At 37.6% G+C, this 21,375-nt stretch carries 21 protein-coding genes; 15 read left to right on the plus strand and 6 right to left on the minus strand.

The window, feature by feature from the left end:
• Nucleotides 1–3: 3 nt before the first annotated feature.
• On the plus strand, nucleotides 4–3,150 hold the full coding sequence (locus MKL36_RS13175; protein ID WP_000561666.1) for an efflux RND transporter permease subunit: 3,147 nt from the start codon (nucleotides 4–6) through the stop codon (nucleotides 3,148–3,150).
• 33 nt (nucleotides 3,151–3,183) lie between these two features.
• The gene (locus MKL36_RS13180; protein ID WP_000911302.1) at nucleotides 3,184–3,546 is read left to right on the plus strand and encodes a copper-binding protein; all 363 of its coding nucleotides are present in this window, start codon (nucleotides 3,184–3,186) and stop codon (nucleotides 3,544–3,546) included.
• A gap of 71 nt (nucleotides 3,547–3,617) precedes the next feature.
• On the opposite strand, the gene feoB is transcribed toward MKL36_RS13180, so the two are convergent.
• The 3 genes from feoB to MKL36_RS13195 are packed head-to-tail and all read right to left on the minus strand — an operon-like array spanning nucleotide 3,618 to nucleotide 7,016.
• Nucleotides 3,618–5,447: a ferrous iron transporter B gene (gene feoB / locus MKL36_RS13185; protein WP_001086233.1), complete on the minus strand. Its 1,830-nt coding sequence runs from the start codon at nucleotides 5,445–5,447 to the stop codon at nucleotides 3,618–3,620.
• The gene (locus MKL36_RS13190) at nucleotides 5,437–5,697 is read right to left on the minus strand and encodes a FeoA family protein (RefSeq protein WP_001048218.1); all 261 of its coding nucleotides are present in this window, start codon (nucleotides 5,695–5,697) and stop codon (nucleotides 5,437–5,439) included. Before MKL36_RS13190 ends, feoB begins: the two co-directional genes overlap by 11 nt.
• Nucleotides 5,698–5,708: 11 nt before the next feature.
• Entirely contained in the window at nucleotides 5,709–7,016 is a 1,308-nt protein-coding gene (locus MKL36_RS13195; protein ID WP_000537300.1) for a cation transporter, read from the minus strand.
• Between the two features lie 75 nt (nucleotides 7,017–7,091).
• On the opposite strand from MKL36_RS13195, the gene cadR reads away from it, so the two are divergent.
• From cadR to MKL36_RS13255, 12 genes are all read left to right on the plus strand, one after another.
• The gene (gene cadR / locus MKL36_RS13200) at nucleotides 7,092–7,484 is read left to right on the plus strand and encodes a Cd(II)/Pb(II)-responsive transcriptional regulator (RefSeq protein WP_000480874.1); all 393 of its coding nucleotides are present in this window, start codon (nucleotides 7,092–7,094) and stop codon (nucleotides 7,482–7,484) included.
• Between the two features lie 224 nt (nucleotides 7,485–7,708).
• Nucleotides 7,709–8,143 (plus strand): arsenate reductase (glutaredoxin), encoded by a 435-nt coding sequence (gene arsC, locus MKL36_RS13205; protein WP_000213577.1) that lies wholly within the window; start codon nucleotides 7,709–7,711, stop codon nucleotides 8,141–8,143.
• Nucleotides 8,144–8,198: 55 nt separating this feature from the next.
• A complete protein-coding gene (locus MKL36_RS13210; protein ID WP_000373080.1) occupies nucleotides 8,199–8,522 on the plus strand; it encodes a metalloregulator ArsR/SmtB family transcription factor in 324 nt (107 codons plus the stop codon).
• A gap of 6 nt (nucleotides 8,523–8,528) precedes the next feature.
• Entirely contained in the window at nucleotides 8,529–9,002 is a 474-nt protein-coding gene (locus tag MKL36_RS13215) for an arsenate reductase ArsC (protein WP_000670223.1), read from the plus strand.
• A 7-nt stretch (nucleotides 9,003–9,009) separates the two neighbouring features.
• Nucleotides 9,010–10,050 carry an ACR3 family arsenite efflux transporter gene (gene arsB / locus MKL36_RS13220; protein ID WP_000068658.1) on the plus strand — a complete coding sequence of 347 codons (1,041 nt, stop codon included), beginning with the start codon at nucleotides 9,010–9,012 and terminating at the stop codon, nucleotides 10,048–10,050.
• Nucleotides 10,051–10,054: 4 nt separating this feature from the next.
• Nucleotides 10,055–10,759 carry an arsenical resistance protein ArsH gene (arsH, locus tag MKL36_RS13225; protein ID WP_001052988.1) on the plus strand — a complete coding sequence of 235 codons (705 nt, stop codon included), beginning with the start codon at nucleotides 10,055–10,057 and terminating at the stop codon, nucleotides 10,757–10,759.
• Nucleotides 10,760–10,777: 18 nt separating this feature from the next.
• On the plus strand, nucleotides 10,778–11,731 hold the full coding sequence (trxB, locus tag MKL36_RS13230; RefSeq protein WP_086374077.1) for a thioredoxin-disulfide reductase: 954 nt from the start codon (nucleotides 10,778–10,780) through the stop codon (nucleotides 11,729–11,731).
• Between the two features lie 104 nt (nucleotides 11,732–11,835).
• Nucleotides 11,836–12,903, plus strand: coding sequence for an ArsO family NAD(P)H-dependent flavin-containing monooxygenase (locus MKL36_RS13235; RefSeq protein WP_002132853.1), 1,068 nt, complete (start codon nucleotides 11,836–11,838; stop codon nucleotides 12,901–12,903).
• 296 nt (nucleotides 12,904–13,199) lie between these two features.
• The gene (locus MKL36_RS13240) at nucleotides 13,200–14,018 is read left to right on the plus strand and encodes a hypothetical protein (RefSeq protein ID WP_000835370.1); all 819 of its coding nucleotides are present in this window, start codon (nucleotides 13,200–13,202) and stop codon (nucleotides 14,016–14,018) included.
• A 407-nt stretch (nucleotides 14,019–14,425) separates the two neighbouring features.
• A complete protein-coding gene (locus MKL36_RS13245; RefSeq protein ID WP_000770669.1) occupies nucleotides 14,426–14,698 on the plus strand; it encodes a type II toxin-antitoxin system HigB family toxin in 273 nt (90 codons plus the stop codon).
• Nucleotides 14,688–15,911, plus strand: a complete 1,224-nt coding sequence (locus tag MKL36_RS13250) for an ImmA/IrrE family metallo-endopeptidase (RefSeq protein WP_000394712.1) — start codon at nucleotides 14,688–14,690, stop codon at nucleotides 15,909–15,911. The genes MKL36_RS13245 and MKL36_RS13250 overlap by 11 nt, the downstream gene beginning before the upstream one ends.
• A 2-nt stretch (nucleotides 15,912–15,913) precedes the next feature.
• Nucleotides 15,914–17,044, plus strand: a complete 1,131-nt coding sequence (locus MKL36_RS13255; protein WP_000975797.1) for a beta family protein — start codon at nucleotides 15,914–15,916, stop codon at nucleotides 17,042–17,044.
• Nucleotides 17,045–17,393: 349 nt separating this feature from the next.
• On the opposite strand, the gene MKL36_RS13260 is transcribed toward MKL36_RS13255, so the two are convergent.
• From MKL36_RS13260 to MKL36_RS13270, 3 genes are all read right to left on the minus strand, one after another.
• A complete protein-coding gene (locus MKL36_RS13260; RefSeq protein ID WP_000106685.1) occupies nucleotides 17,394–18,578 on the minus strand; it encodes an MFS transporter in 1,185 nt (394 codons plus the stop codon).
• Between the two features lie 18 nt (nucleotides 18,579–18,596).
• The gene (locus tag MKL36_RS13265; RefSeq protein ID WP_021510633.1) at nucleotides 18,597–19,004 is read right to left on the minus strand and encodes a RidA family protein; all 408 of its coding nucleotides are present in this window, start codon (nucleotides 19,002–19,004) and stop codon (nucleotides 18,597–18,599) included.
• Nucleotides 19,005–19,071: 67 nt separating this feature from the next.
• A complete protein-coding gene (locus MKL36_RS13270; protein ID WP_021510634.1) occupies nucleotides 19,072–19,998 on the minus strand; it encodes a DMT family transporter in 927 nt (308 codons plus the stop codon).
• Nucleotides 19,999–20,236: 238 nt separating this feature from the next.
• Between MKL36_RS13270 and MKL36_RS13275 the strand changes: the two genes are divergently transcribed.
• Entirely contained in the window at nucleotides 20,237–21,364 is a 1,128-nt protein-coding gene (locus MKL36_RS13275; protein ID WP_001165468.1) for a Re/Si-specific NAD(P)(+) transhydrogenase subunit alpha, read from the plus strand.
• The last annotated feature ends 11 nt before the right edge of the window (nucleotides 21,365–21,375 follow it).

A 21,375-nucleotide genomic window follows, 5' to 3' on the forward strand; every position in this document is an offset into this window, starting at 1 on the left:
ATTATGATTGCCCGTATTATTCGTTTTTCAATTGCAAATCGTGTATTTGTCCTGTTGGCCGCTTTAATTCTGGCTGCTTGGGGAACTTGGGCCGTAAAGAATACTCCGGTCGATGCATTACCAGATTTGTCTGATGTACAAGTAATTATTCGAACTAATTTTTCTGGTCAGGCACCACAAATTGTTGAAAATCAGGTGACCTACCCTTTAACAACAACCATGTTATCGGTGCCCGGTGTTAAAACTGTTCGCGGTTATTCTTTTTTTGGTGACTCATTTGTTTATGTCATCTTTGATGAACATACTGACCTTTACTGGGCCCGTTCTCGTGTATTGGAGTATCTAAATCAAATTCAAGGGAAAATGCCTGCAAATGCGAAATCTTCATTGGGACCAGATGCCACTGGCGTTGGTTGGGTTTATGAATATGCATTAGTAGACCCAACAGGACAGCATGATCTTTCGGAGCTGAGAAGCATACAAGACTGGTTTTTAAAGTATGAACTGAAGACATTACCTAACGTGGCTGAAGTTGCCACAATTGGGGGAATGGTTAAGCAATATCAGGTTGTCTTAGACCCAAGCAAGATGGCTACTTTAGGTGTCACACAAAACAATGTCATTGAGGCGATTCAAAAAGCTAATCAGGAAACTGGTGGTTCAGTTCTGGAAATGGCTGAAACGGAATATATGGTGCGGGCTTCTGGTTATTTAAAAACTTTAGATGATTTTCGCCAAATTCCTTTACGAACAAATAGTTTCGGTGTTCCTGTTTCTTTAGGTGATGTTGCAACTATTCAACTTGGTCCAGAAATGCGTCGTGGCATCAGTGAATTGAATGGGCAAGGTGAAACGGTTGGGGGTGTCGTGATTTTACGAGCAGGTAAAAATGCACGTGAAACGATTACTGCTGTGAAAGCGAAGCTAGCTGAATTACAACAAAGTCTACCGAAAGGTGTACAAGTTGTTCCTGTATATGATCGCAGTCAATTGATTGATAGAGCAGTAGAAAATCTCAGCCATAAATTAATTGAAGAGTTTATTGTGGTGGCTTTAGTCTGTGGACTATTCCTCTGGCATTTACGTTCAGCAATGGTGGCTATTGTTTCTTTGCCGCTTGGGATTTTATCTGCTTTCTTGGTGATGCATTATCAAGGGCTAAATGCCAATATCATGTCGTTGGGTGGTATTGCTATCGCGATTGGCGCTATGGTCGATGCCGCAATTGTAATGGTTGAAAATGCACATAAGCATATCGAAACTTGGCAACACGAACATCCTGAGCAAGTCTTGGAAGCACAAGTCCGTTGGAACATCATTACACGTTCTGCCAGTGAGGTCGGGCCAACTTTATTTTTCTGTCTACTCATCATTACCTTATCCTTCATTCCTATTTTTACTTTACAGGCACAAGAAGGTCGCTTGTTCTCACCACTGGCATTTACTAAAACCTATGCAATGGCAGCAGCAGCAGGTTTATCCATTACCTTGATTCCCGTTTTAATGGGTTATTGGATTCGAGGGAAATTACCTTCTGAACAGCGTAATCCACTGAACCGTTTTCTGATCAAAATATACAGCCCTATGTTGGATAAGGTTTTAGCTCATCCAAAGACAATTTTACTTGGTGCATTGCTAATTTTCCTTATTAGTCTTTTCCCTTTAACACGGTTAGGTGGGGAGTTTCTACCCAATATGGATGAAGGTGATTTACTGTATATGCCTTCAGCTTTACCGGGATTGTCCGCAGCAAAAGCTTCTGAGCTACTCCAACAGACTGATCGAATGATTAAAACCGTTCCTGAAGTTGCAACAGTATTCGGTAAAGCTGGTCGCGCAGAGTCAGCCACAGATTCTGCACCATTAGAAATGTTTGAAACCACGATTCAGTTCAAACCACGGTCTGAATGGCGTTCAGGTATGACACCTGACAAATTGATAAAAGAACTAGATAAGGCAGTCCAAGTACCGGGTTTAACAAACATTTGGGTGCCACCTATCCGTAACCGGATTGATATGTTGGCAACTGGGGTGAAAAGTCCAATCGGGATTAAGGTTTCAGCAAATGATCTGCAAGATATTGATCGGGTAGCACAGCAAATTGAACAAGTGGCTAAACAGGTGCCCGGTGTTAGTTCAGCTTTAGCTGAACGGCTCACAGGTGGTCGATATGTTGATGTTGATATTAACCGTATGCAGGCTGCGCGATATGGTCTCAATATTAAAGATGTACAGCAAATCGTCTCATCAGCGATTGGCGGGGAAAATATTGGTGAAACTGTTGAAGGCTTGGCACGGTATCCCATTAATGTACGTTACCCACGAGAGATTCGAGATTCACTGGAAGCCTTAAGAAATTTACCGATTCTAACTGAATCTGGTCAACAAATAGTCTTGAGTAGTGTTGCTAATATTCAAATTACAGATGGGCCGCCAATGCTTAAAAGTGAGAATGCCCGTCCAAGTGGTTGGATCTATGTCGATGTACAAGGACGTGACTTAGCTTCGGTTGTACAAGATTTGAAGCAGGCCATAGACCAAAAAGTAAAACGTTCTTCTGCCATGAGCATTAGCTATTCAGGACAGTTTGAGTTCATGGAGCGTGCGAATGCTCGCTTAAAAGTTGTTATTCCAATTACTTTGATGATCATTTTTCTATTGCTCTATTTGATTTTTAGGCAAGTACAAGATGCTGTTCTGATTATGGCAACACTACCTTTTGCCTTGATTGGTGGTATTTGGGCTATGTACTTGAGTGATTATCACTTTTCGGTTGCGATTGCTGTTGGTTTTATTGCACTTGCTGGTGTTGCCGCAGAGTTTGGTGTAGTCATGTTGTTCTATTTAAAGCAAGCAATTGAGCATGCACAGCAAAGCCTATCTTCTTCAACGGCATCCTTAACAGAGCAACAACTCAATAAGGCAATTCATACAGGAGCCGTGCTACGTGTTCGCCCTAAAGCAATGACAGTCGCTGTCATTTTGGCGGGGTTAATCCCTATTCTGTTGGGGACTGGAACAGGTTCTGAATTAATGAGTCGTATTGCTTTACCTATGGTTGGGGGGATGATTTCAGCCCCTCTCTTATCTATGTTTGTTATCCCTGCGGCATATCAGCTTTTAATCAAAAGAAAACTATCAAAGAATTGATAGTTTTATTATTTCGTCAAAAGAGGTTTTATTATGTTGAAATTTATGAAAATTGTGGCTCTTGTTGCAACTGTTGCTGCGTTAAGTGCATGTAGCAAAAATGAGGCATCAGAGCAAAAGAAAGCGGAAGCACCGATGGAGCAGATGAGTAAAGAGTCATCTACAGTTGCAACAGCTCAAGCTGTTGGTGTGATTACTGCTATTGATACGAAAGAAAATATTCTAACACTCGACCATGAAGCAATTCCTGCAATTAAATGGCCTGCAATGACCATGGGCTTTAAAGTTGCAGATCCAGCATTATTGAATGGTTTAACTGTAGGGGAAAAGGTTGACTTCGAATTAAAAATAGAGGGTGAGAGTCAGATTATTGTTGCTGTGAAAAAAAGCTCATAATCAGTTTGATACTTAAAAGAAAAATGGATGCGAAGGCATCCATTTTTCTTTATGAAATATTCTTATTTTGATTAAAGTCTACTAATAAGCTGATATGTAATGAAGGCAAAGAAATACGCAAGCCCAAATAAGTAAGTCGCCATAATAACAGGCTGTTTCCAGCTACCAGTTTCACGACGAATGGTCGCTAATGTTGCAAGACAATGTGGTGCGAAAATGTACCAAACTAATAATGACATCCCTGTAGCTAGCCCCCAACCATCAGGACCAGAGATTTGACTCAACAATGTTTGAGTTACAGTATCTTCATCTCCAGACATAGCATAAATTACACCTAAAGCAGCAATGACAACTTCCCTTGCAGCCATAGCAGGAATTAATGCGATACAGATTTCCCAAGTAAAGCCAATAGGTGCAAATATAGGCTGAATAATGTGTCCAAGTTGTCCAGCTAAACTATAGTTGATAGCAGGCATCGTGGCATGCTCAGGTGGTTGAGGGAACGTAACCAACACCCAAAGCAATATAGATAATGCTACGATAATACCACCAACTCTTTTTAGAAAGATCGTAGCTCGATCATAAAGTCCTAATGCAACGTTTCGAATATCTGGCAATCGATAAGTAGGCAACTCAAAGATAAAAATACTTTCTGTTTTATCTTTTCTAACTAGTTTCAAAAATAAAGAAACACATAATGCTGAAACAATTCCAGCCATATATAGTCCAAAAAGAACTAAACCTTGTAGGCTCAACCAACCATAAACTAATTTGTTTGGAATGAATGCCGCAATTAGCAAAGCATAAACAGGTAATCTTGCAGAACAAGTCATTAATGGCGCAATCATAATGGTTGCTAGACGATCTCTTTCCGAACTAATGCTTCGTGTTGCCATGACACCAGGAATAGCACAGGCAAAACTAGACAATAGTGGAATAAAGGAACGTCCACTTAAACCAGCTTTGGACATTAATTTATCCAAAAGGAATGCTGCTCGTGGCAAATAACCTGATTCTTCTAAAATTAAAATAAAGAAGAATAAGATAAGGATCTGCGGCATATAAGCCAAAACACTACCCGATCCAGCGATTACCCCATCAACAATAAGACTTCTAAGTAATGGATGAGTAATAAGCGGGCCAATTGTATTACCTAACCAAGCAATTGCATTTTCAATTAATGAGATAAAAGGTTGTGCCCAGATAAAAACGGCTTGGAACATGACAAACATGGTAAGCGTTAGGATGACTAAACCAAGTACAGGATGTAAGAAAATTTTATCCAAGAAAGCTGTTCTTGCATCACCGTTATCATTTTTTAAAATTACCTGTTTAGTAATATTTTTAATCTGATCAAAATGATTCAGATCAGAATGATAAGGAGTGACAAATAGATTTTTTTGATCTAATTGATTTAGTAGTTCTTGCACGCCTTTAGTTTTAACGGCAACAGCCTCAATAACAGGGATACCCAACAATTCTGATAGCTTATTAATATCTATCGAAATACCACGCTTTTTGACCTCATCCATCATATTTAAAACAAGAAGCATTGGTCGATTCAATGCCCTTATTTCAAGCACAAGACTTAAATGTAAATGTAAATTAGTGGCATCAACCACACATACATATATATCAGGTAGAACCTCACCCTCAAGCTCACCTAAGCATACAGCCCTTGTTACCTCTTCATCTAGACTCGTAGGCTTTAAGCTGTATGTGCCGGGCAAATCTAAAACTCGAACTGATTCACCAGAAGGTAGTTTAAAAAAACCTTCTTTCCGCTCAACAGTAACACCAGCATAATTAGCTACTTTTTGACGAGTACCTGTTAAAGTATTAAAGAGAGATGTTTTCCCACAATTTGGGTTACCAATAAGTGCAATATTTTTACTGTTCATTTGAAACAATCTCTACAAAAATTCGTTCAGCTTCATTCTTTCTTAACGCAAATCGAGAAGTTTCAATTTGAACCAATACTGGATCACCACCGAAAAGTCCCTTAGCTAGAACTTGTAAAGTTTCACCAATTCTGAAACCTAACAATTCAAGTCGTTCGAGAACTGGATCATTTTTATCTAAATATTGGTTACCTTTTTTTAGGTCAACAATTTTGACAAATTCGTTTGGTTTAACTTGGAATAAATTCATTTTTAATACTCTTATTTCAATGCCAAAATTTTTCGAGCACCGTTAAGTACGAAAAGTGAAACAATTATTCCTATAACAAGATCTGGATATGCGGAACCTGTCAAAGCAACTAGTATCCCTGCACAAATCACACCAAAATTGACTATGATATCATTGGATAAAAAGACCCAACTAGCCTTCATGTGTGCACCATCATTTTTTTGATGAGACATTAGGTATATACAATAAAAATTGGCAATTAGCGCTAAAGCAGCAATTCCAATCATCAAGAAAGACTCTGGCTCACTACCATAAATGAACCGACGCACAACATCTACAATTACAGAAGTAGCGAGAATTAACTGTAACCAGCCTGAAAGATGCGCTGCTTTTAATTGTTTTTTTACACTTTTACCAACAACAAACAGTGCTATACCAAACACTGTGGCATCAGCAAGCATATCCAATGAGTCAGCAATCAAGCCTGTAGAGGCAGCTACCAAACCACTGATAAACTCTATAAAGAATAATAGGAGATTAATCGCTAAAAGAATTTTTAAAACTTTTGCTTGTTCAGACGTATCTGCTTTTTCAGGCATTTCACCCACAGAGGCAGCGGTACTTTCAAGTTTGGCTCCAAAACCAAGTGCTTCAAGTTTGCTAGTAATTTCATTAAGACCATCATTATGAAAAACTTTTAATTTCCGATTAGGTAAATCAAATATTAGTCCTTTGACCTCACTCACTGGAGACAATGCCATACGAACCATTTGCTCCTCAGCAGAGCAATCCATTTTCGGAATCAGAAACGTACTGATTTCTTTTGCATGCTCTTTATTTACATAGGCTTCAGTTTTATTTAATTTAGCGCCAAACCCAAGAGCTTCAAGTTTTGCAGTGATTTCATTACTTTCACCATTATGCATAACTTTTAGGTTTCGATTCGGCAAATCAAAAACTAGCCTCTTAACATTTACCAAAGAAGATAAAGTCATCCGAACCATTTGTTCCTCTGCGGAACAATCCATTTTAGGGATTTTATAGTCACTGATGAAAGTCGCTACACCCTCATTATCACTGATTATCTCAGGTGAACTTATTGAATCTGGGGTGCAACATGAGTTTGACTGCGTAGAACATGGCTGAGTACTAGCACAAGAATCTTTTTCATCTGGCTTAGATTGTTGTGGTACTTCATTACCACAACAAGAGCTTTTACTTTCTTCAGCAGTTAAATCTTTACTGTTACCAGAATTTGTTTCTGATTCATTTTGATTTTGCTTAGTGTCTTCACAAGAACTTTCTTTATTACAACCGCAACCACTCATTGATGTGCCCATAGTCATATCTTTACTTATTGCATATTAAAATCTCTATAGCTACTATAGAGTCAAGTTGGATTTTGAGTATTTCTAATGTTTATGAAGATAGGAGAGCTCTCTGAGAAAACGTCGTGCTCAGTACTGACAATACGGTTTTATGAAAAAGAAGGTTTAATCCCGCAACCTGATCGAACTCAAGGTAACTATAGACTATATACTGAAGATTACATTGATCGGTTGAAATTCATTGTGAATTGTCGTTCTTTGAATATGAACTTAATTGAAATCAAAAAATTACTAAATTATAAGGATCTGCCTAATCTAAATTGTTCTGATGTGAATGAGCTTATCGATTCACATATTAACGATGTAGAGGAAAATATTCGGAATCAGCAGAAACTCATACAGCAGCTATTAGAAATAAGAAAGACTTGTGATGGGTTATGTACAGTGGACAAATGTGGTGTACTGAAGAAGTTAGCCTGAATAAAAAGTTAGTGATCACATTTGTTTCTCAAACTTACTGATACGTATATTGGCTTATTTAATATTATTGCTAAATTCTTAATCTAAAATGAATTGTTTACAGCAGTTTTTCAAATTTAACTAGCTTATTTAATGGATTGTATTTTGCAGACCATCATATATGAAGTTGCATATATATGCTAATTCATATATAAAGATATTAATATATTAGAGGTCCCAGTTTCATGACAACTTCATTAGATGTAAAGATTTATCACAATCCTGCTTGTGGCACCTCTCGGAATACTTTGGCTTTGATTCGCAATACAGGAATTGAACCAACCGTTATTGAATATCTCATTACACCACCTAGTCATGACGAATTAGTTAAATTGATTCAGGATGCAAACTTAACAGTAAGAGAGGCTATTCGTCAGAATGTAGATCCTTATCGGGATTTACAGCTTGATCGTAGTGATTTGAGTGATGAACAACTACTCAGTTTTATGCTTGAACATCCTATTTTGATTAATCGACCATTTGTTGTTACTGAATTAGGTACTCGCTTAAGTCGTCCTTCAGAAGTTGTCTTGGATATTCTGCCATTACCACAAAAAGGTGCTTTCACTAAAGAAGATGGTGAACAAGTGATCGACGAAAATGGTCAGAGAGTAAATTAAAAAATTTAGTTCTTGTATGTGATTATCTGCATATCCAAATTTATAGGTAGCAAAGATGGATCAAGTTAATTTTTTTAAATGCTTATCAGATGAAACCCGTCTCAATATTGTCACTTTAATTGCTGAGAATAAAGAACTCTGTGTTTGTGATCTGACAGAAAAGCTACAACTGAGTCAACCAAAGATTTCTAGGCATTTAGCTTTATTACGCTCTTCTGGTCTCTTACAAGACAGACGACAAAGCCAATGGGTGTACTACAGCATTAATCAACAACTTCCAGCATGGTGTTTTGAAATTCTAGATACTTTAAAAAAAACATCATCTAGTCAAGTTGTAAGCAATACCAACACGCTTTCTATAAATAGTTATTGTGAGTAATAGATTATGAAATTCCTTTTTTTGTGTACTGGAAATAGTTGTCGTAGCATTTTGTCTGAAGTGCTTTTTAACAGTCGTGCTCCTCATGACTGGAAAGCATACAGTGCAGGTAGTAAGCCATCAGGACAGGTGCATCCATTGACTATTGAAACTTTGGAAAACCTTGGTCTTTCAACAGAAGGTTTATGGAGTAAAACCATTGATGACTGTGAGCAATATAAACCTGATGTAGTGATTACTGTGTGTGATTCAGCAGCTCAAGAAGCTTGTCCTCTTTATTTGGGGGGAGCGATCAAGGCACATTGGGGCTTGGCTGATCCATCACATTTAGACTTGCCTAAAGAGGAAAAATTAAAAGCTTTCCAAGTGACAGTAGACCATATCAACCGTCGTTTAGATGCTTTATTTGCACTTGATACAGCAAATATGTCTCGTCCTGAATTAATTGCTGCAATCAATCACATATCAGATATTGAATGAGAAAATCATGGCTCAACAAAGACTGTCATTTTTAGATCGTAACCTGACGCTATGGATTTTCATTGCGATGGGGTTGGGGATTGCGATAGGTGTCTTCTTACCTCAAGCTTCCGTTACTTTAGACAAAATGAGTGTGGATTCTGTCAATATTCCAATTGCGATTGGTTTGATTCTGATGATGTATCCACCGTTAGCCAAAGTGGACTATGCAGCTCTACCACAAGTATTTAAAGACAAAAGAACATTAACTTTGTCTTTAGTACAGAACTGGATTATTGCTCCTGTATTAATGTTTGCATTAGCAATTATTTTTTTGCATAGCTATCCAGAGTATATGACTGGACTAATCCTGATCGGATTAGCTCGTTGTATTGCAATGGTTTTAGTTTGGAATGGTTTAGCCTGCGGCGATAACCAATATGTAGCAGCATTGGTTGCATTCAATAGTATCTTTCAGATTTTGTTCTTTAGTACTTATGCTTGGTTATTTCTTACCTTCTTACCACCTTATTTTGGTATTGCTGGGCAAGTAATCAATGTGGATTTTTGGACGATTACCCACGCGGTATTAATTTACTTGGGTATTCCTTTTTTTCTTGGTTTCTTGACCCGTTTGATCTTAGTCAACGCCAAAGGCTTAGAGTGGTACCAAAATGTCTTTTTACCGAAGATCAGTCCATTAAGTCTATTGGCATTACTGTTTACTATTGTTGCTATGTTTAGTCTCAAAGGTGGAGATGTAGTGAGTCTGCCTTTGGATGTAATTCGAATTGCGATTCCATTAACAATTTACTTTATCGTAATGTTCTTCATTAGTTTCTTTATGAGTAAGTGGATGGGTAATGACTACCCAAAAACTACAGCAATTTCATTTACTGCTGCGGGTAATAATTTTGAGTTAGCACTGGCTGTAGCCATTGCAACCTTTGGTTTAGCATCGCCTGTGGCATTTACTACAGTCATTGGGCCATTAGTTGAAGTACCAGTTTTGATTGCTTTGGTCAGTGTCTCTTTATGGCTAAGAAAAAAGTATTTTGAATCGGTGTAAATCTATGAATCTCCCAAATGTTGATATGAATCTTCTTGATCGACCTACTTTAGAGAAAGTTCAAGCTAAAGCACTGGATCATGCACCACGCATCTTATTGTTATATGGCTCGAATCGTGAACGTTCTTATAGTCGTTTAGCGGTGATGGAAGCAGGACGAATCTTGGAGGAGTTTGGTGCTGAGGTGAAAATCTTTCATCCGAAAGGATTGCCTTTGCCAGAAGATGCCGATACTGAACATCCAAAAGTAAAAGAATTGCATGAACTTTTGGCTTGGTCAGAGGGTATGGTTTGGTGTTCACCTGAGCGTCATGGTTCTATGAGTTCTATTTTTAAATCCCAAATCGACTGGATTCCTTTGGCTGGTGGTGCAATACGTGCGACGCAAGGTAAAACTTTAGCACTTATGCAAGTTAGTGGTGGTTCACAATCTTTTAATAGCGTTAACCAGATGCGTATTTTGGGGCGCTGGATGCGGATGATTACAATCCCGAATCAATCTTCAATTCCTAAAGCCTTTTTAGAGTTTGAAGAAGATGGACGTATGAAAGCATCTTCTTATTACGATCGTATAGTAGATGTGATGGAAGAACTCTATAAGTTTACATTACTTACGCGTGGACAAAGCCTGTATCTAACTGATCGATATTCTGAGCGTAAAGAATCTGCTGAAGAATTATCTAAACGTGTTAACCAGCGTAGTCTGTAACACATTGGAGAGAACTAAATGCAAAGTAGACATTCACGTCTGATAATTCTCGGTTCTGGCCCTGCGGGCTATAGTGCAGCTGTCTATGCAGCGCGTGCAAACCTTAAACCTACTTTAATTGCGGGTTTACAACTAGGTGGGCAACTTACAACAACAACCGAAGTTGACAACTGGCCGGGCGATCCTGAAGGTTTAACTGGTCCTGCATTAATGGATCGTATGCAAGCACATGCTGAACGCTTTGGTACAGAACTCGTCTATGACCATATTAACGAAGTGGACTTAAATGTACGTCCTTTTGTTTTAAAAGGTGACATGGAAGAGTACACATGTGACGCTTTGATTATTGCAACTGGTGCTACAGCTCAATATCTTGGCCTAGAGTCTGAACAAAACTTTATGGGACAAGGCGTAAGCGCATGTGCAACATGTGATGGTTTCTTCTACAAAAACCAAAAAGTAATGGTTGTAGGTGGTGGTAACACTGCTGTTGAAGAAGCGCTTTATTTATCAAATATTGCTTCACATGTAACGCTAGTACACCGCCGTGATAGCTTACGTTCTGAAAAGATTTTGCAAGATCATTTATTTGCTAAAGAAAAAGAAGGCAAAATCAGCATTATCTGGAATCACGAAGTTGAAGAAGTATTGGGTGACAATACTGGTGTAACAAGTGTTCGCCTTAAATCAACTCAAGATGAGTCTAAGCAAGGCGTAGAGGTTCATGGTCTATTCGTTGCAATTGGCCACAAACCAAATACTGGAATGTTTGATGGTCAATTAAACTTACGTGATGGCTATATCCAAGTACAAAGCGGTACTTCTGGTAATGCAACAGCAACTTCTGTAGCTGGTGTTTTTGCTGCTGGTGACGTCGCTGACAGCATTTATCGTCAAGCGATTACTTCAGCTGGGTCAGGCTGTATGGCTGCTCTAGATGCTGAAAAATATCTAGATCAATTGAACGATTGAAAAGCTAATTCAATCACTTGAAAGTTTTAAGAAATAAGCCCAGTCTGTTAAACAGGCTGGGCTTTTGATTTTGTTTATGACAATAAAGAAGAGGGAGAGATAATTTGTCTCAATTACAAGCTGAAGTAGATGTAGTCATTATTGGTGGTGGACAAGCAGCTCTTGCTACAGCCTATTTTTTAAAACGTAAGAAAATTCCATTTGTGATTTTAGATGACCAAAATCAGGCAGGTGGTGCATGGTTACATGCTTGGGAGTCTTTACGTCTTTTTTCTCCAAATACTTGGAGTTCGTTGTCGGGCTGGATGATGCCAAAAACTGAACAAACTTATCCAACGCGGAATGAGGTGATTCAATACTTATCTGCATACGAACAACGCTATCAATTTCCTGTCATTCGACCTATACATGTTGATCATATTGAGAAAAAAAATGACTGCTTAGATGTATATGCGGGTGATAAATATTGGCGAGCAAAGGCCGTTGTCAGTGCTACAGGTACATGGAGTCAGCCTTATATTCCACATTACGAAGGATTAGAAAGATTTAAAGGAATACAAACCCATTCAGCACATTATGTTAATCCAGAACCTTTTATTAATAAAAAGGTTCTAGTGATAGGAGGAGGTAACTCTGGTGCTCAAATTCTTGCTGAAGTTTCAGAAGTTGCAGACACTATTTGGATCACAGTAAATCCTCCTCAATTTTTATCGGATGATGTTGATGGGCGTGTTTTATTCCTTCGAGCAACAGAACGTTTGAAGGCACAACAGGAGGGACGAATAGTTGATCAATCCATTGGTGGTCTAGGGGATATTGTCATGATTGATAGTGTCAAAGATGCACGTGAACGTGGGGTATTACATAGCAGAGAACCCTTTAAAGCATTTAAAGAATATTCGGTTGTTTGGGAGGATGGTTCAACACAATTGGTTGATGCTGTGATTTGGTGTACAGGCTTCAAAGCATCCCTAAATCACTTAAGGAGTCTAGGAGTGATAGAACCTAATCAGACTGTTGCTGTCAATGATGGGCGTTCAATAAAAATAAACAACCTTTGGCTAGTTGGTTATGGTGAATGGACAGGCATGGCATCGGCAACATTAATTGGGGTTTCTAGAACAGCCAAAGCAGTAGTCGATGAAATAGCTGTTTACTTAGCTATAGATTAAAAATTCTTAAATAAAGGATGGCTAAAGATATAGAAGGTTTATATATTTTTTATATCAAACACTTATATTTTTTTTTGGTGGTATTGGTTCTAATTTAGTTAGTGATCAATAACTGGAAAATTTTAACTAGACTCTAGTTGCTTAATATAATTCCCAATAAAACTAGTCTACTGTTTATATACTCTTTCATGAGTAAGGAGGTATCTGAGTACTACAAAAGTTGTTATTACTCAGATACCGACAGATTTAATTGAGCTAATTACACTGTAAGCAGAACCAATTACAGAGATGAAATCATGAAGTCTATAGATGAAATAAAAGCTCAAGAGGTATGTGTAGCTATTCTATTAGATAAAAAAGCTACTAATACGCAAGCCAAGATACTTCCTAGTGAAAATATAATCATTGATAGGTTACTTGAGCGTAAAGTTGAGTTACAACATGCTTATAGTGAGTTGTATTCAAAACTAGGGAAATATCATCAAGCCCTCACAAATTTTTTAGATTTGTTAGTAGAAATTACTTCAATGCATAGTCCAGAGGAAGTAATAAAGTCTAGAGCTGCTCAGAAAAAATTGAATGAGATTAATCAGCAAATTTCTATTAAAGCTCATGAATTAGCAGCTCTCCTAGAAACTAGATCCGAGTTAATAAATACTTCTGGCTTTATGACAGATACCCATTATCACATTGGTAATGTAATTCGTGAAGCATCTCAGAATAATCCGTATTTTAGAACATCTTTGCTAGATAAATTAAAGCAACTCCAAGGTCGGTTTGATCTTAAATATTGGCCTCGGTTAGATGATGTAATGAAAGTTATCGCTGAAGATGCAAGAATGGCCGTACCTATTGCTATTGATTCTATTACTGAAGTGGCAACAAGAGGTGAGAGAGCTTCCTTAGTTGATTATTTTAGAGCTTTATTTGAAGCTATTGAATGTAATCGTCAGAAAGAATATGGTTTCTTACCTAATGACTTTAAGTTAACAGATAATACAATTGCTACTTTAGCTAATTGCGCCTTAGCTTTAGAGCCAAAAGAAATGATTGATGGCCTATATGTGAAAAATTTTAGAAGTCGTGAACGCAAACGCATAGGTAGTGACTCCTAATTTTAAATATGTGGACAAGTCTGGATTTGTCCACATACATAAAACAATCTATAGACTACCTATCCCTATAACAGAAAGTATTTTTACTGTTATTTATTATTTAAGATCATTAGAGGTTAGTCAGACTGTAATTCTGTTAGAAAGACCGTGACTAAATTAGGTTTTGAATGAAGGAATTATGGGCAGCTTATGTCAATTCAATATCTAACATATCAAACTTTAAATATTGATTTATTTAATTAAATTTATTCTTTTATTTCAAAAAAATCTAACAAAGACCATATCACTGATAAATATTTAAGCAATTAAAGTAGTTCTCAATAATTAGTTTATGATAATTACCAAAATGGGAATTGAGTTGTATTTTGAAATGGTGTAATTTATTCCCAAATTGGGAATATTTTTAAATGAAGCTTTTAGGTCTTGAAAAAATAACAGTGATTGAGTGTGAGTTTGCTAAAAAATGGCTCATAAGTTGGATCTCTGAAATACGTGATGCTCATTGGCGGGGCGCGGAAGATATTCTGAAACAATTTCCAAAAGTATCTATTTTGGAAAATCAATGTTTCGAATTTTCGATACATAACTCTAAATGGGTTATTTGTCTACAAATCGCGTTTTCTCAAAGAATAGCGATTATTAAAGCTGTAAACATTAAAGGTGCTAACAATGGAATTTAAAGTTATTCGTACAAGAGAGCAGTATCAAGCTTATCTTGACGAAGTGCATTCTTTAATTATGCTAAATCCGGCTATAGGAAGTCCTGAGAGTGATCGGTTGGAATTATTATCGGTTTTAATAGAAGATTATGAAAATAAACAATATCCGATAGAGGCGCCTGATCCTATTGATGCAATTCTATTTAGGATGCATGAGAAAGGGTTAAAACAAGCTGATTTGGCCCCATATTTTGGTACTACTAGTAGAGTTTCTGAAGTTCTTAATCGAAAAAGAGCTTTAACCGTAGATATGATCCGAGCATTATCTGTAGGGTTGGGACTGTCGGTAGAGACATTAATTGGTTTATCAAATTCAAAGAATACATTAGATAAAAATAATATTGATTGGTCTAAATTTCCTGTTAAAGAGATGAAAAATAGGGGGTGGTTAAAAACATTTCTTGCTGATACGGCAGCATCAACTGAGAGTATTATCCAAAAATATATTGCTCAATCAGGGTTACAAATCGGCTCAGCTTCTTTTAAACGAAAGTTGTCTGGTGATGCCCAAACACCTAATACGATGTATGCACTGTATGCGTGGCTAGCTAGAGTCATTCTCCAAGCTAGAGATAAGAAAGATAGTCTAGGAAAATATGACCCTAATTTAATAAATAGTAATTTTTTAAGAGAGTTAGCTCAATTAAGCTGGTTTGAGCATGGGCCAATATTAGCAATTGAATACTTAGAAAAGCATGGAATTGCTGTAGTCATTGAGCCTCATCTTAAGGGTACGCATCTTGATGGAGCGGCATTGAAGGACAGTGACGGCACTCCTATTATTGGGCTAAGTTTACGATATGACCGATTGGATAATTTTTGGTTTACGTTACTACATGAATGCGCACATATTTGGAAGCATGTTGATGAAACAGAAGCATTTCTCGATGATTTAGATTCATCAAGTATGGAGGATCGGAGGGAGGCTGAAGCAAATCGATTGGCAAGAGAGGCATTTATACCAAGAGGAGTTTTGAGACGTACAGAGGCATTTATCTCACCAAGTAAAGAATCTATTGAAAAGTTGGCTAAAGAGTTGAGAGTTCATCCAGCAATCATTGCAGGGCGTATTCGAAAAGAGTTGGGAAATTACACCTTATTTTCAGACTTGGTTGGTCAATATCAGGTCAAGGCATTATTAACCAATTCTCATTTATTAAGTGTTGAGGAGTAGAGATGATGAAAATTCCAGAATATGTCCCAATCATGAAAGCGAAGCAAGGTGAATTTGATGCGATAAAACCTATTAGGTCTGAGCAGTTAGAATATCAAATACAGCCAACTTTCCACCCTTTATTTGAAATGCCTAATATTTATAAAGAAGGGGTTTCAAGACTTGTTGATATTAATAGCCGTTGCGAGAAAATAGGGAAATTATGGAGTGGAAATATTGCTTTAGTGGATGGTTATTTTTGGAAACCATCTGAAGCTTTATTGGAGAATGGTGAGCATTTCCTAACCTATACGTATAACAAATTGTTTGCATTAGGAGTAAAGGTAGTTCCTGTAATTGGTTATGACCGTTGGTTTGATCAAATGAGCAGTCTTTATCATCAAACAATGAAAAATTTAAATTATCCAGAGGCTCCTTATTTTTGTATTAGATTAGATGGTGAGGCAATGTATGATATTGATGAACCTGATTTTTTCAAAGAACAACTAGAATCAATTATTTCTGATTTAAAATTAGCAGAAAATAATTGTTCTATATTATTAGATTTTGGGGATGTAAGTGTCAATCGTATAACAATTGAACAGATGCTAAGCAAGTCTAGAGACTTTTTAGAAGTATTAACTGAATATGATTTTAAATACATTTCTATCAGTGGAGCTTCATATCCTTCAAGCGTTGCAGAAGCCATTGAAGATCATGATACGGATGGTCCAGTACTTCGAAAAGAAATGGTTGTATGGCAGACTTTAAGAAACATGTTCCCTAATGTTAAATTGAAGTTTGCAGATCATGGAGCAAGACATCCAGCTCCAGAAAAGCAGATTATTAATCAACATACGAATGGAAAAATTATCTACACTATAGATAAAAATTACTATGTCGTAAGAGGCCATCCATTTTCTAGAGATGGTGGAAGTCATGGGCATAGAAAGCAGCTAGCAATGAGATTAATTAATTCTATCTATTATGAAGATGTAAGCTTTAGTTGGGGAGACAATAAAATCTTTGAATGTGCGCACGGTATTAATAATTTTATAGGAAATCCTACGCAATGGGTTGCAATTGATACGAGCCACCACATTCGGTATGTCTTAGAGGAAATAGGATCTTTTGAGCTAGCTTATCAAAAATAGATCAAATAAAAATCCAGCCATTCATAAATGGGCTGGATTTTTAAATTATTTTTCAGTAATTAAATTTTTACACTAAATTTACACCATGAATTTTATTTTTGTTTCTAAGTTTTTAATAATAAATGATATTTTATTTTAGTTGATCCTATCCATCATTGGGGCTACTGAAATACGAGGTTGTAACGATTGAAGTGATTGCATAACCGATAGACCCAAAAGTCGCTAAATTAAAGAAAGGGCAGCATTATACGGGGTTTAGTCCTGAATCGACAGTGGCATTTAACTGCGTAATTTATAACCGCCCTTATGTTAAATATAGAAAGATGATTTTTAACAAATTACCTTATAGCTAAGCCATTTGCTTTTTTTGTAAGAAAGCATCAATCATGCTAAATAAAATACAAAATACAACGAGTCCCACACCTGCTAGGCAAGTCATGGTCCATCCACCACGATTCCATGCAAAAATCCCTAATGCTGAACCGGCTGCACCACCAATAAAATAAGTAGTCATATAAATAGCATTAATACGAGATTTAGCATCGGGACGTAAACGGAAGATAATACTTTGGTTGCTGGTGTGAACAAGGGCAAGTGCCAATTGAATTAAAGCAAAACCAATAACATAAGCTGAAAGTAGAGTTTGTCCGAAATAGAAACAAATCCAGCTTACCAAAAATAGCCCGCAACCCATCCAAGTGAGTAAACGTGTGTAGCCTTGGTCGGCATATTTGCCGATATAACGTGTTGATAACGCACCAAAGATACCAACTAGCGGGACTAGTCCGATAAATAGATCAGGTAAATGATGTGCCGAGGTGAGAAGTAATGCGATGGTGGAATATAGAATACTTACTGCTGCAAAGGCGAAAGCACCTGTAAGCGCTCTTAATAATAGACGCTTTTCCTCTTTTAAAAGCTGAGCCATGGAAACAAAGATTTGTCCATAGTTCAGTTTCATCCGCATGACATAAGGTAGGCGGCTTTTTAAGGTATAGGCCAACAAAAGCATTAATATACCGCTTATGGCATAAACGACTTTCCAGTGGAAAAGGTTGGAAAATAAGCCAGCCAGACTGGTAGAGAGTAAAATCCCGACCAATAAGCCACTCATTAAGAAGCCAATAATCTCACCAGTTTTTTCAGGTTTAACCGTCATTGTTGCAAGAGGAATAAGCACTTGAGCTGCAACTGAAAACAAACCCGCTAAAATTGTACCGATCCAGAGCATAGGTAAGTTAACAGCAAAAGCAGAGGTAAATAGGCCAACTGCACAAAGCATCATCAAAAACGGAATAGCTTTGGCTTTATTGACGATATCCCCCATTGGAACAATAAAGAGTAAGCCGAGGGCATAAGACACCTGAGCAAATGTTACTGTTAAAGCAGCTTGTGCTTGAGTTACAGCAAAATCTTGCTGAATAGAGTGAATTAGGGGTTGGCAATAGTAATTCACACCTGCACATAGGCCACATGCTGCTGCCATCAACCAAAGTAAAGGTTTATTTTGACTGATATCTTCAGGGGTAGACATGATGTTCTCTCGATTTTATTAAGTGTATGCCGTTGCTTCGACTTCAATGAGCATATGTTCTAGTGCAAGACGCGGCACAGGAATGAGTGTGCAGGCTGGAAAAGGATGATTTTTCCATAAATCCTTCATAATTTTAATCAAAATCTCATGTTTTTCTACCGAATGGTCAACAACTAGAATTCTTAAAACAGCGATATCCGTAAGCTCTACATTGGCAGCCACTAACGCATAGTTAATATTTTCAAATGCTTGTAGGACTTGTTCACTGAAATGAGAACTTAATTGACCTTGTTGGTCTTCGCCACCTTGACCTGCAATATGAATAATATTGTTAAAATTACTTACTACAGCGACATGACTATAAGCGTTAGGTATTGGGTCATATAAAGTAGAAGGATTTATGATTTTAAAAATTTCTTTGTTCATGGAACTAAACCGTTTAATAAAATTTAGATGAGTATCCAACCTCAACTTAAGTTGAGGTCAAGAGCATTTAGTGTTTTAGTCTTTTCTTTCTTAAAGTAATCATCATTACACCGACTATATTGAGGAAACAACCGACCCATTGCCATATATTTAGGTGTTCATTTAAAAAAGCAACGGCAAGCAAAATCGTTAAAACGGGTCCAATCGAAGCAATCATCGCAGATTGAGAGGCACCTAATCGCTCAATGCTTTGCATAAGCATAACGGTAGGTAAGACAGTGACTAAAAAACCTAAGCCAATCCCGTACCAAATTACACTAGAGGGGAGTTGTAATAGAAGTTGAATAGGTTGAGGTGTGCTTAATACGTAATGAGTTAATGTACCTATACAGGCAACTGTTAAAGCTAAGCCTGTGAAATTCCAAGAACCAAATTTTTTAATTAATGGTGGAGTCAGCAGTAAATAACCGGCAAAAGCTACAGCGCTAGCAAATACAAAACTTGTTCCGAGCCAAAATTTGCCCTGAATTGGTGCATTGTTGTGCTCTTGCAGCATCACTAACACGGTTCCACCATAACTAAGAAAAATGGCGAATAAACTTTTTACATCTAATTTTTGTTTGTAGAGCAGACTTGAAGCGATCACGGTAAGTGTGGGATATAAAAATAGGATGATTCGCTCTAAAGAAGCGCTAATAAACATGAGGCCCATGAAATCGAGCCAGCTGGCAAAGTAGTAGCCTAATAGACCGGCAAAAATTAAAATTAGCCAATCCTTCTTTTTTATGCCCTGATTATGATGCCTATTGAACCAGCAAATTAATAGAAAAAACGGTAAAGCGCTTAACATCCGTAAAGCCATCAGGACTGTACCGTCTACTAATGGAGAAAGGGCATAAGTTTGTTTAATAAAAATCGCTTTTGTGCTGAATAGAAAAGCAGAGCAAAGCGCAAAAAAAGACCCAATTTGAAACGAAGATAAAGAAATTTTCATATACAGGACTGTATAAGAGAGACTATTGTCTGCAAAAAAAGAAAAATCTTCCTATATTACACCTCAAGTCAAATATCGTGAATCATTAGTTCAAAATATGGGTATTTATTAAATAAATAGTGGGTGGTATTTTCAAAAAGTTCAATTAGAATCCAAATTCTGTACAAAGAATACACATGGGGGAAACATTGCGGGTTGCAATGTTTTTGACAATGAGAAATTAGCTTGAGGAACGCTCATGCAGATCGGAATCCCAACCGAAACTGTCGTCGGTGAAAATCGTGTAGCTGCTACGCCAGAGACAGTAAAGAAGTTGATTAGCGCTGGTCATAGCGTTGTGATTGAACGTGGTGCTGGTGTAAAGGCTGCGTACATTGACAGTGCTTATGAACAGGTCGGTGCAACCATTACGGATGATGCCTATACGGGTAGTCAAATTATTTTGAAAGTTCGTGCGCCACAAGGCGGGGAAATTCAAAAACTTGCAGCAAATACAACTGTTGTAGCAATGTTTGATCCTTATCGTAATACCGAGCTAGACCAATTTGCGAATCAGCAAGTGTCTGCTTTTGCTCTGGAATTGCTTCCTCGTACGCTTTCTCGTGCACAAAACATGGATGTGTTGTCTTCTCAAGCAAACTTAGCTGGTTATAAATCAGTTTTGCTTGCAGCTGCTGAATATCAACGCATGTTCCCAATGCTTATGACTGCTGCTGGTACTGTAAAGCCTGCACGTGTTGTGATTATGGGTGTTGGGGTGGCAGGCCTTCAAGCGATTGCTACTGCAAAACGTTTGGGTGCAATTGTTGAAGCAACAGATTTACGTCCAACGGCAAAAGATCAGGTTGAGTCTTTAGGCGGTAAGTGGTTAGACGTACCAATGTCTGAAGAAGAACAGCAACGTGCAGCAGATGCAGCAAAAAATGGTTATGGCTGGATGCCGGGTGAGCAATACATCAAAGATCAAGCTGCGATTGTAGATAAAGCTGTATCGAATGCCGATATCGTGATTACAACAGCATTGTTGCCAGGCCGTGATGCACCGCGTCTGATCAAAGCTGAAACTGTTGCCAAAATGAAACCAGGCTCTGTCATTCTAGATATGGCAGTTGAAACAGGCGGTAACGTTGAAGGTTCTAAAGTTGGCGAAACTGTTGTCACTGAAAATGGCGTAAAAATTTTGGGTATTCCAAATATTCCAGCCACTGTTGCGACAGAAGCTTCTGCATTATATGCACGTAACGTTTTTAATTTCGTAGAGACTTTATTCGACAAAGAGAAAAACTTTGCGATTAATCAAGAAGACGAAATCCAAAAAGCCCTATTGGTCACTCATGGCGGTCAAGTGCTGCTTAAGCGTGGTTAAGGAGATTTCTC

Source organism: Acinetobacter sp. AOR12_HL, from assembly GCF_027855275.1.
In the GTDB taxonomy this organism is placed as follows: Bacteria; Pseudomonadota; Gammaproteobacteria; order Pseudomonadales; family Moraxellaceae; genus Acinetobacter; species Acinetobacter baumannii.

What these genes read in the sequence shown, in the direction of transcription:
- MKL36_RS13190 (WP_001048218.1), bottom strand. Translation starts at nt 5,697, where the DNA reads ATGAATTTATTCCAAGTTAAACCAAACGAATTTGTCAAAATTGTTGAC.
- MKL36_RS13210 (WP_000373080.1), top strand. Translation starts at nt 8,199, where the DNA reads ATGGATCAAGTTAATTTTTTTAAATGCTTATCAGATGAAACCCGTCTC.
- MKL36_RS13175 (WP_000561666.1), top strand. Translation starts at nt 4, where the DNA reads ATGATTGCCCGTATTATTCGTTTTTCAATTGCAAATCGTGTATTTGTC.
- arsC (WP_000213577.1), top strand. Translation starts at nt 7,709, where the DNA reads ATGACAACTTCATTAGATGTAAAGATTTATCACAATCCTGCTTGTGGC.
- MKL36_RS13245 (WP_000770669.1), top strand. Translation starts at nt 14,426, where the DNA reads ATGAAGCTTTTAGGTCTTGAAAAAATAACAGTGATTGAGTGTGAGTTT.
- arsH (WP_001052988.1), top strand. Translation starts at nt 10,055, where the DNA reads ATGAATCTCCCAAATGTTGATATGAATCTTCTTGATCGACCTACTTTA.
- MKL36_RS13255 (WP_000975797.1), top strand. Translation starts at nt 15,914, where the DNA reads ATGATGAAAATTCCAGAATATGTCCCAATCATGAAAGCGAAGCAAGGT.
- MKL36_RS13250 (WP_000394712.1), top strand. Translation starts at nt 14,688, where the DNA reads ATGGAATTTAAAGTTATTCGTACAAGAGAGCAGTATCAAGCTTATCTT.
- MKL36_RS13195 (WP_000537300.1), bottom strand. Translation starts at nt 7,016, where the DNA reads ATGGGCACATCAATGAGTGGTTGCGGTTGTAATAAAGAAAGTTCTTGT.
- cadR (WP_000480874.1), top strand. Translation starts at nt 7,092, where the DNA reads ATGTTTATGAAGATAGGAGAGCTCTCTGAGAAAACGTCGTGCTCAGTA.
- arsB (WP_000068658.1), top strand. Translation starts at nt 9,010, where the DNA reads ATGGCTCAACAAAGACTGTCATTTTTAGATCGTAACCTGACGCTATGG.
- MKL36_RS13260 (WP_000106685.1), bottom strand. Translation starts at nt 18,578, where the DNA reads ATGTCTACCCCTGAAGATATCAGTCAAAATAAACCTTTACTTTGGTTG.
- MKL36_RS13275 (WP_001165468.1), top strand. Translation starts at nt 20,237, where the DNA reads ATGCAGATCGGAATCCCAACCGAAACTGTCGTCGGTGAAAATCGTGTA.
- MKL36_RS13265 (WP_021510633.1), bottom strand. Translation starts at nt 19,004, where the DNA reads ATGAACAAAGAAATTTTTAAAATCATAAATCCTTCTACTTTATATGAC.
- MKL36_RS13180 (WP_000911302.1), top strand. Translation starts at nt 3,184, where the DNA reads ATGTTGAAATTTATGAAAATTGTGGCTCTTGTTGCAACTGTTGCTGCG.
- MKL36_RS13215 (WP_000670223.1), top strand. Translation starts at nt 8,529, where the DNA reads ATGAAATTCCTTTTTTTGTGTACTGGAAATAGTTGTCGTAGCATTTTG.
- MKL36_RS13270 (WP_021510634.1), bottom strand. Translation starts at nt 19,998, where the DNA reads ATGAAAATTTCTTTATCTTCGTTTCAAATTGGGTCTTTTTTTGCGCTT.
- trxB (WP_086374077.1), top strand. Translation starts at nt 10,778, where the DNA reads ATGCAAAGTAGACATTCACGTCTGATAATTCTCGGTTCTGGCCCTGCG.
- MKL36_RS13240 (WP_000835370.1), top strand. Translation starts at nt 13,200, where the DNA reads ATGAAGTCTATAGATGAAATAAAAGCTCAAGAGGTATGTGTAGCTATT.
- feoB (WP_001086233.1), bottom strand. Translation starts at nt 5,447, where the DNA reads ATGAACAGTAAAAATATTGCACTTATTGGTAACCCAAATTGTGGGAAA.